General features: G+C 67.1%; 9 protein-coding genes. 2 read left to right on the top strand and 7 right to left on the bottom strand.

What is annotated here, in order from left to right; all coding sequences use genetic code 11:
- Positions 1–425: 425 nt before the first annotated feature.
- Positions 426–959 carry a SigE family RNA polymerase sigma factor gene (locus ACFYYW_RS49025; protein WP_387661502.1) on the top strand — a complete coding sequence of 178 codons (534 nt, stop codon included), beginning with the start codon at positions 426–428 and terminating at the stop codon, positions 957–959.
- Positions 956–2,035, top strand: a complete 1,080-nt coding sequence (locus tag ACFYYW_RS49030; RefSeq protein WP_387661505.1) for an ABC transporter substrate-binding protein — start codon at positions 956–958, stop codon at positions 2,033–2,035. Before ACFYYW_RS49025 ends, ACFYYW_RS49030 begins: the two co-directional genes overlap by 4 nt.
- Positions 2,036–3,085: 1,050 nt before the next feature.
- Here ACFYYW_RS49030 and ACFYYW_RS49035 read toward each other — a convergent pair.
- The 7 genes from ACFYYW_RS49035 to ACFYYW_RS49065 form a co-directional block, all read right to left on the bottom strand.
- A complete protein-coding gene (locus ACFYYW_RS49035) occupies positions 3,086–3,277 on the bottom strand; it encodes a hypothetical protein (RefSeq protein WP_387661508.1) in 192 nt (63 codons plus the stop codon).
- Complete coding sequence (locus ACFYYW_RS49040) at positions 3,274–3,771, bottom strand: S26 family signal peptidase (RefSeq protein WP_387661511.1); 498 nt, start codon at positions 3,769–3,771, stop codon at positions 3,274–3,276. The genes ACFYYW_RS49035 and ACFYYW_RS49040 overlap by 4 nt, the downstream gene beginning before the upstream one ends.
- Positions 3,768–5,588 (bottom strand): ABC transporter ATP-binding protein, encoded by a 1,821-nt coding sequence (locus tag ACFYYW_RS49045; protein ID WP_387661514.1) that lies wholly within the window; start codon positions 5,586–5,588, stop codon positions 3,768–3,770. Before ACFYYW_RS49045 ends, ACFYYW_RS49040 begins: the two co-directional genes overlap by 4 nt.
- The gene (locus tag ACFYYW_RS49050; RefSeq protein WP_387661517.1) at positions 5,585–6,118 is read right to left on the bottom strand and encodes a TlpA family protein disulfide reductase; all 534 of its coding nucleotides are present in this window, start codon (positions 6,116–6,118) and stop codon (positions 5,585–5,587) included. The genes ACFYYW_RS49045 and ACFYYW_RS49050 overlap by 4 nt, the downstream gene beginning before the upstream one ends.
- Before the next feature lie 164 nt (positions 6,119–6,282).
- Positions 6,283–6,963, bottom strand: coding sequence for a response regulator (locus ACFYYW_RS49055; RefSeq protein ID WP_387661520.1), 681 nt, complete (start codon positions 6,961–6,963; stop codon positions 6,283–6,285).
- Positions 6,960–8,159, bottom strand: a complete 1,200-nt coding sequence (locus tag ACFYYW_RS49060) for a sensor histidine kinase (protein WP_387661523.1) — start codon at positions 8,157–8,159, stop codon at positions 6,960–6,962. The genes ACFYYW_RS49055 and ACFYYW_RS49060 overlap by 4 nt, the downstream gene beginning before the upstream one ends.
- A gap of 702 nt (positions 8,160–8,861) precedes the next feature.
- On the bottom strand, positions 8,862–9,545 hold the full coding sequence (locus ACFYYW_RS49065; protein WP_387661526.1) for a MauE/DoxX family redox-associated membrane protein: 684 nt from the start codon (positions 9,543–9,545) through the stop codon (positions 8,862–8,864).
- Positions 9,546–9,912: the final 367 nt, after the last annotated feature.

Raw genomic sequence — 9,912 nt, forward strand, 5'->3', positions numbered from 1 at the left:
GAGGCAGGGCCGAACTGGCACCCCGATAACACCATGGCCAGCGTGGCACCGGAAATCAGCAGGCGGCTTCTCATGGACCCGGGAGTCTACACATAGCCGACATTCGCCCCCCACGGATATGCGAAGGGGCGTGGCACAGTGTCAGCCCCCTTCGCTTGAACAGGCGATCGCGCCAGCCGGCATCTCTGCATCATCCGACCTCAAAGCGAACGTGATGAGGCTGCAAGGACGAACAAGACCAACGCTGATACTCGGGCGCCACCGGCCGACCCATCAGCGACTTGATCCCTCTCAGCGCGAATGGACCCGGATGGCAGAACCCGATCACCAGCCTGGGGCCTCCTTCGTGCCCCTCGTCTTCTCAGCAGCGCCAACCTTTTGCGGCCTCCGCAGCGTTTGGAGGGTACCCAGATGAGGGAGAGACGTTGGATCGCGATACCGGTTTCCTGGCGTTCGTGCATGCGCATCAACGCCCGTTGATGCGTCTGGCCTACCTGCTGACCGGAGAGGTCCACCTGGCCGAGGACCTCCTGCAGGGCGTGCTGCTCCGCATGATCGGACGGTGGCCGAAGTTACGCCACATCGACAACCTCGACGCGTACGCGCGAAAGATCATGGTCAACCAGCACATCTCGTGGCGGCGCCGCCGTGGCTCCGGCGAGGTGCTGAGTGCCGTCCCGCCCGATCGCGCGTACGCCTCCGAGGACGGCGCTGTGCTGCGGATCGTGCTGCACCAGGCGCTCATGCGGCTGACGCCCAAGCAGCGCGCGGTGATCGTCCTGCGCTTCTACGAGGACCGTACCGAACGCGAGGTCGCCGACCTGCTGGGCTGCTCGCTCGGCACGGTCAAGAGCCAGACGCACCACGCGCTGGCCCGCCTGCGGACGCTGGCGCCGGAACTCGCGCCTCGACTGCCCGACCTGGACCGCCCGACCCGTCATGAGGGGACACGCCGATGATCTGGCTCAGACAACAGCTCAGCCGCATCGCCGACGACATGCCGGAACGGGACCTGGGCGCCAAGACGATTGCCATCCACCAGCGCAGACGGCGCAACCTCATGACGCTCACGGCGGTCGCCATGGTCGTGGTCACCGTGCTCGCTGCCACCGTCGGGGTACGGGCGCTGTCTTCCGACCCGCGTGCCGCCACTCGGCCGGCCGGCTTGCCCGAACGGTCCGTCATCAAGGTCGGGGTGGTGCCGACCGTGGAGTCCGCGCCCGTGTTCGTGGCCCTGGCCAAGGGCTATTTCAAGGAGGAGGGGCTGACGGTCGAGCCGGTGATCGTGACTGGCCCCACCGACGCGGTGCACCGGGTCGACAGCGGCGCGCTGGACCTGGCGCAGACCGATTACGCCATGGCCTTCGCAGCGAACGAGGCGGGCAAGCAATTCAAAATCGTCTCCAGCATGTACCAAGCCGCGCAGGGAAGCTTCGCGGTCGTCGTGAACGCCAAATCGAAGATCAGGACCGCGGCCGGGCTCAAGCGTAAGACGATAGCGGTACCGAACATCTTGGGGCTCGGATCGTTGGCGCTGACAGCGGTGCTGGAGAGGGCCGGGCTGAGGTTGCGCGACGTCGTCGTGGTCGAGTGGCCCTACCCCCAGATGCTCAACCTGATGGACAAGGGGCAGGTGGACGCGGCCTTGCTCGCCGAGCCGTACATCACCATGGGTCGCGCGAACAGCGGCACGCGGATCTTGGAGGACGCGATGAGCGGGGAATTCGCTGACCTGCACACCGCGGGCATGACAGCCACAGGCCAATGGACCCGGCAGAATCCCCGCACGCTGGCGGCCTTCCAGCGCGCACTGGCAAAAGCGCAACGCCTGCTCGCCGGCGATCCCCAGCAGGCGCGCGACGTGCTGCCCGGCTACACGAGGATCGCCCGCGCGCAACTCGCAGGCGTCGCGGTCGGCTCCTACCCGGTCAAGCTGGACCTGTCCGAACTCCAGCGGGTCGCCGACCTGGCCCGCACCTACAAGCTCCTCAAACGTCCAGCGGACATCCGGAGCACCGTCATGACGGGCGGATGAGCCACGCGCCTCCAGGAGTCACCGATGATCGGACGTTCCGGTCTCCATCCGGCGGTGAGCATGCTCTTCGCGCTGCCTGATCCGGGCAGTTGGCAAGTGCACTCCTCATTGTGTGGCGCGAGGCTCCCCGCTTCCGGTCGATTGTTCTCTGGAATGCCGAGGGAGTTGATTGTCCCCCTCTGGGCGGTCATAGAAGGGTCGCCACGCCCAGGTCAGCCGTGTGGGTCCCTGCCTGGCGGGAGTCTGACCGCCGGGCTGTCGTTGGTGAGTAGAGTTCCAGCCCGCTGGTCATGGCCAGGGACATGAACCAAGGGTAGGTGCGGCCCATGGGGCGCAGCTGTCCTCCCAGCGCCGCCCGGCCAGGTGAGCAGCGATCGCCATGGCGGTGGTGCCCTTCGGGTTGGCGCGTGCTGCCCAGGGATCTACAGCTTGCTGGAGGCGTCGCACTTGTAGATGCTCGACTTTGTCGAAGACAGCGGCGGAGTGCAGGACATCTGGCGGTCCCTGTCCGGGTTGATCCGGCGTCCCTGAACGAGGCCGGCCGTACTGCCCTGCCACCAGTTCTTGAACAGGGTCCACTCCTTGGAGCTGTCGATGTAGCCGCTGCACACATGGTTGCCGTACTGGTTGTCGCCGCAGAATCTGATCTCATCCGAGTAGCCCGTTCAGACGCTGAGCTCAAAGTTCCGGTACGTCGTCCGCTTGGTGACGCGACCACCCCTGCCCGGCAACCAGTACGGTCGCCGCAGCGAGCATCACAGCACCCCGGCCGATCATGCGAACCTCCCTTACTGCAGGAATTGCGAGGACGGTAACTTCAGAGATCACCTTGCACCTGTGGTCGGTGACAATCGAGGAACGTCGACGGACAGGCCGGCGGCAGAGCATGCCTGGATGATCCACGACGCCTGCGACTGCCACGACTTGGACGGGCCGGAGTCGTGGCAGTCAGGGTGGCGATGCTCGTCGCGAGCATCGGCCGGCATGCGACGCCACCGGGACTAGTCAGCCGGGGGTTCCTGCGACACAGTCCCGGCCCGACTGCGTCCTCTAGCAGGTGCAGCCGATGCGTCCGACCCATGTGCAGCCGACGCTCGGGCAGCAGCGGAGCTTGTACTTCATTCCTCTGGAGCACTCGTCTGTGCACCGGTAGGAGTCGTGGCAGTGTTCCGCGGATGCCCTGACGGTGGGCACCACCAGGGAGACCAGCTTGTCGGTGAGGCCGGTCAGTGACTTGATCATGTCGATCCTCTCAATGGACGAACGGAACGGCCACGGCGGCCGTGCCGGGTGGAACCGTGCAAAAATCGCGTCACGACGCCGAGAAGGTCGGATTCGGACAGGTAGCCGTAGTCACGGGAGTCGCAGCTGACGGCGGTGTTGTCCCCGAGGACGACGAAGTAGCCAGGGGGGACGCTCGACTGGTTGCCGACTCTGGGGGCCACGGCGCGGGGCACTTGGTGGCCTGGCAGCGCGGCGATGCGTTTGACCAGGTAGGGAGCCGGTTCCGCCGAGCGGCCGACGTGCGGATTGTTCAGGACGACGATGTCCCCGACGCTCAAGGCCGCCAAGGAGACGCGCCGCGCCAGCATGCGATCGCCGTCATGCAGGGCGGGTTCCATGCTGGGACCGTCGACAACGACCAGCAGACGGGTATGGCGCAGCCACCGCGCGAGACACCCCACCAGTGCGAGGATCGTCAGGCCGCCGAGGATGGAGAGCACCGGTTCCCTCATGAGGCCGGCTCCTCGATCTGGTAGCCGGCCGACTGCAGCCGGAACAGGCGCTCGTAGACGCTGCCGGGCTTCATCAGCTCCCTGTGCTCGCCTCTCTCGCTGATGACTCCGTCGTCCAGCACGATGATGGTGTCGGCGTCCCTGACCGTGTTGAGCCGATGGGAGATCAGCAGGCTTGTCCGGTCCGCCCGATGGGCGCGCATGCGGTGATGCACGTCGTGCTCTCCTTCAGGGTCGAGCCCGGAGCTGGGCTCGTCCAGGATCATCAAGTCGGGGTCGTCACGCATGAAGCCGCGGGCGAGAGCGACCCGTTGCCACTGCCCACCGGACAGCACAACGCCGGCGGCTGGATCCTCCAGTTCCTCCTCGCCGAAGAATGCCCTGCTCAACGGGGTGTCGTAGCCGTGCGGCAGTGCCCGTAGCACTGCGTCGGCCCCCGCACGCGTGCCGGCCGCCTCGATTCTGCGGCGATCGGTGATGCCGGACGGGTCCGCGATGCCGATGTTGTCGGCGGCGCTGAAGTCGTAGGTCATGAAGTCCTGAAACACGCAGGCCACACGCTGCCGCAAGGAGACGGGATCGGCCTCGCGCAGGTCTACGCCGTCCCAGGTGATCGTGCCGCGGGTGGGGTCGTAGAACCGGCACAGCAGCTTGACCAGAGTGCTCTTTCCCGCGCCGTTACGGCCCACGAGCGCGATCGAGGAGCCGTACGGGATCGTCAGATCAACGCCGCGCAGGATCCACGGATGGTCCTCGCTGTAGCGGAACCACACATCGCGCAGCTCGATCGCGTGTCGCAGCCGGGGCAGGGAACGGGGGGCGGCCGGGAGCGGTAGATCGGGCCCGGTTTGAACGACTGCAAGGAAGTGCGCGAACCCCAGCAATTCGAATCGGGTCTGTCCCAGCGAGGACACGAGCGCCGCCAAGGCTCCCTGCACCGCGGCGACCACGGCGATGAACAGGGAGACGTCTCCCACAGTCAGGTGTCCGTCGCGCGCGGCTGCCACGGCCCACACCAGGCCGCCTCCGGCCACCATGGCGGCGAGGACGGTCAGCAGTCCCTCGCTCCGCAACTCCGCGACGTCCATCTGCCGCTCAGCCGCGTCGATCGCCCGGCGTTCCCTCATCATCCTGCTGCGCAGCAGGGCGCCGCTGCCGAACAGCCTGATCTCCTTGGCCGCCTCCACCGTGCCCAGGAGCCGGGCGTAGAACATTTCCCTGCGCTCGGCGGGGCTGGTCTCCCAAACCGTGCCCGCCCGGCGGCGGGCCAGGCGCAGCTGGACCAGCACGGAGGGTACGGCCCCCGCCACCACCACTGATGCCATGATCGGGCTGAGCACCGCCAGCGCCCCCACCAGCCCAATGAGCGAGATGACCGCCTTGACCATGCCGAAGGACCCGGCGATCAGTGCGGGTCCGAGGCTGACGGCGTTGCGCCCGAGCCGAAGCCGGTCCAGGAAGCGGGCATCTTCGAAGCAGGCCAGGCCGGTGAGCCGTTCCGTGGCCGCGAAGAGTCGATCTGTCGCGGTCATGCCGAAGTGACGGCCGATCTCGCGGCTGAGGTAGCGCTCACACTGAGGCAGAACAGCCGCGGCCACCCCCGAGATCGCCAGGGCAGCCGCCTGGATGGGCAAGCCGGGGGCGGCCGATCCGGTCAGCCCGTCGATGACCAGCTTGGTCAGCCAGGCCACGCTCATGGGAAGCAGCGCTTCGCCGAGCAGTGTCAGGCCGTACAACACCAGACGCCACCGGGAGGCGGTCCAGGCCAATCCGGCCGCGCGCAGCGCGAGCGTCGCAGGGCTGGGATCAGCCTTCATCGCACGCCGCCGGGCAAGCCCGCCAGGTCTGCCCCGCTGAACAGGACCTCGGCACTGGGGCCGATGAAGAAGACGGCGGGAAAGCCCTCGACGCCAAAGGCCCGCTGGACCGGGCCGCTCGGATCGTCCACCACCACGCGGCCGACTGCCGAGAGCCCGCTGGCGTACTCCTTCACCCCGGAGGGGGCCATGCCGTCCAGGACGGCGAGCACCCGCTCGGCAGGCAGGTCGCGGGCCCGCTCGATGAAGTGGGGCAGCAGATCTGCGCATGGGTCGCAGCCGGGCGAGAAGAAGCCGACCAGGCTGTGCCCACTCAGTGAGTCGCGGGTGATCGGGGTGCCATCAAGGGCTTGGACGGCGAAGTCTCCGACCACCGCTCCGACGCCGAGCAGGTCGCGCCTGGTGCCGCTGGCGCCGCCCAGGAGCGTGCTGAGGGTATCGGAATGCTGCCGTAGTCTGCGCACCACGCCGAGGGTGAACACCAGGTTCACTAGGCCGAGCAGGACGGCGAACGCCACGAGATACGCCATGCGATCCCTCCGGTCGAGGCACATGAGGTGTCCTTCATCCGCGACGCTATGGGGCGGCACAGCAACCACACCTCAACCGCAGGGTTGATCTTTCGCCGACCGGCTCCCCCACACCACCGCGATGTCAACCCAACGGCGTAGGCCGGAGGGAGGTAAGGGATGTTTTACTGGCCGGCGATCCGGCCGCCGCGTGGCACCACGAGCCCGACCTCGTAGGCCAGTGCGACGGTTTGGGCGCGGCTCTTGAGTCCCAGCTTGCACATGGCGCGGTTGAGATGGGACTTCACGGTGGCCTCCGACACCGAGATACGCTCAGCAATCTCGGCATTGGACAATGCATGCCCCACGAGGCTCAGCACCTCCAGTTCCCGCGCGGTCAACCCTTCCAGAGCGGGTGACACAGGTGCGGGCGGGGCGTCGGTACCGGTATAGGCCGCCACCAACTTGCGCAGCACGCTGGGTGCGAACAGCATGTCGCCCTCAGCAACCGATTGGACGGCCGCCAGCAGCCGGCGCGGCGGGGTGTCCTTCAGCAGGAAACCAGCAGCTCCAGCACGTAACGCCGTGTAGACGTACTCGTCCAAGTCGAAGGCCGTCAGCATGATGATCTGCGGAGGCGCACCGCGCGCGCCCCGCAGGATGCGCTGTGCCGCCGACACGCCATCCGTCCCCGGCATCCGGATGTCCATGAGAATGACGTCGGGGCGGCTTTCGGCTGCCATGGCGACCGCCGTGTCACCGTCGCCCGCCTCGGCCACGACCTCCATGCCCGGGGCAGTGCCGATGATGGCCACGAACCCGGCGCGTACCAGATCATGGTCATCGACCACGGCCACCTTGATCATCGGTCCCGCACCGGCGGCAGCGGAAGGACCGCTTCGACCACAAAACCGTCGTCGGGACAGGGCGCAGCGGTCATGTGGCCGGACAGTAGCGCGACACGCTCCCGCATTCCGACCAACCCTCTGCCCTCGCTGACGGTAGGTGCCACCCCGCTCGGGGTCGGCGGGACTCGGTTACGCACCCGGATGAGCAGACATGACCTGCCGTACTCCACCGCTACCCGCGTCCTTGCCCCGCGAGCATGCTTGAGCACGTTGGTCAGCGCTTCCTGGACGATCCGGTAGGCACACAAGTCAATCTCTGGCGGCACATACCGTACAGTCCCGTTGATCGTCAGCTCAACTGGGACTCCAGCTTCGATGATGCGCTTGGCCAGCCGATCGAGCTGATCGAGACCGCAGGCCGGCGGCTCCTCGCCGTCCAGTCGGAGGACCTCCAGGAGGCGGGCGGTTTCGCGCAGCGTTTCTCTGGCCGTGTCGCCCACGCAGGTCAGCGCTCTACGGGCGGCGGCTGGATCGGAGGTGAGGACCAACTCGGCCAGCCCGGCCTGTGCTGAGATGACCGAGGCGTGGTGGGCGATGGTGTCGTGCAACTCCCTGGCGATGCGCAGACGCTCGCCGGTGACGGCGCGATGGGTCCGCTCCTCCTGCTCACGATCGACGTGTGCGGCTATGGCCGCCAGCATTTTCGACCGCTCGGCCAAGATCCTGCGGCCATAGCCGCTGACCGCTGCTGCTACGACAAAAGCCACGGCTTGGAGCGTGTCGATCCAGATGGCCATGGTGGTGGTGAAGGCCGCTGCGTGGACGAGCACGGCAACGCCGAGCACGACGCCGGGCGCCAGGGCGAGAGGGGGCGCATAGGCAGCCACGCTGTACAGGGCGAACAGAACGGCGATGTTATTGAGGTTGTTCTGGTAGCCAAGCATGTGAAACAGGGCTGTGGCGCAGGCGCAGACGACCAGCACCACGACCGGTGCGCGTCTGCGCGCCACCAGCGCCAGATTGGCCAGGGCCGTGAGAAAGGTGCCCGTCGTGTCGTGAGGAGTGAACCCGGGAGCGGGCGACAAGCAGGCCACACACTGGGACAACGCGAGCAGCAGAACAGCTGATGCACCGTCGCCGACCAGCAGATGCCGACCGAATAAGGCCCTGGCGCGTGGGAACGGCGCACAGACCGCTAAATATGGGGCAAGCATGGGCACGTCATCACCAACTCTCTGCAGTAGGGGAAGCGCTGTCTTGCGGGAGGGGCCAGAAGATGCGCGACGGTGGAGATGGCATCTCCAGCCTCTTTGACAAGGAGGATCGTCAGTGTGTTCGGCATCGCCTAACCAGCCACGGTCCTGCCCCGCCCAGGCGTAGGCGCCGGTGCAGCCTCGCACACCCCTGTGAGATGGGAGAAATCCGGCCATCCACCAACGGTGCGTTGCCGGCCTGAGTGCCGGAACCCGGCGGAGTCGCTCGGCACGAGGCTGATCGAGCGCGGGTGGGGGACAGGCCAATGCGAGACGATCCGCTCACCATGTAGCAGCAAGTGCTGGATGGCTTGGCTCAGGCGAGATGCAACGTCCTCAAGGGTAGGCGCTCCCACCAGCCGGTGGAGACTGGAACACCACGAGCCGCGCGCGGACTTGTCAATCGGCGAGAGCGCGTGAGCGCGCCGGGACTGCCCGGGAGTTAACAGACGCAGGTGCGGCGGCAACTACGCCGACTCCTCACGCCTGGCGGATGCCGCAGCAAGGTCAAGACGACGAACATCGCCCTGGAGGGACAGGACATGGCGACTCGCCACGTTCCGGTCACTATCACCCGTGGCTGGGCACGCCGCGCCCAGCCACGGGTGATAGTGACCGTGGCATGTTCTGAGTGTCGGCGGTGCGAAGGATGTCAACCAACCCTCAGGACCCCATGGGCGCGAAGAGAGCGAAAAGGTCGTCCAGCACCACCAGCAGGAGCGCGCTGACCAGCCCCGCACCGACAACCGCGAGAGCGGGTACCAGATCGGGCAGCGCGGGGGCAGCCCAGGAGGCCACCGTTCCAGAGACCGCCACCAGCAGGAGTGCCATGGTGCGCACCAGATGGCGGGCAGCGAGCGGGGAGCCCGCACGCGTGCCGAAACAGCGGCACTCGGCGCGGACCCCGGCATATAGCGCCCGCGCCAGGCCGCCACCTAGAGCGACCAGCACGACGTCGGCCATCAGGAAGCCGGCCGTCACACTGGGCGGGAACAATAAGGCGGGGGCGATGGCGGCTTCGGCCGCGGCCAGTGCGACCGCGACCGGGCGGCGGGCTCCCCGCCCGATGCCTACGGCGCCGAGCACCGGTAGGAGGGAGTCAGCGAAGGCATGCCATGCCTGGGCGTCGCGCAGCTTTCCGAACGCCGCGGCGGCGAACACCACTCCGATGGCCACTCTGGTGAAGAGGCAGATCTCTGGCGGTCCCACGGATGCAGAACCTACGCCACAGGCTGCCGCGTGGTCGTCCCACGTGGGGCGGAACCTCGCCGTAGGCGCCTGCACCCGCGCAGCTGATTTGTACAACGGCTGCAGTAGATCGGGTGGAGACGGGCAGCAGTCACCCATCACGCCGACCGGCTCTGCACATGGATGCACCGGGTCCTCATGACAGCGATGGCGATTCCGGGTCCCGGGCGCCAGAAACACCCGGGAGTATTCCGCTGGACAGAGTCGCCGGGCAAACCGAAATCGCGCTGGTCGACCAGAGATTTCGACAACCCGGTCGTGACCCGGGCCGCCGAGCCGCCCGGGAGCAGCGGCCGTTCACTTGCGAGTTCGGCGGTCGTGACCAGGGTCATGCTGGGCCGCCGAAGACGAACGTCGGAAATCGTTGCTGCTTTAATGGCGGATCATGAACTTTGGCAGGCTTTCAGCGAGCGGCCGGATTCTGATCGCGGCGCTGCTCTTACTCGGCGGCTGCTCCGTCCCGTCA

Origin of the sequence: Nonomuraea sp. NPDC001831 (assembly GCF_042892035.1) — a bacterium.
In the GTDB taxonomy this organism is placed as follows: Bacteria; Actinomycetota; Actinomycetes; order Streptosporangiales; family Streptosporangiaceae; genus Nonomuraea.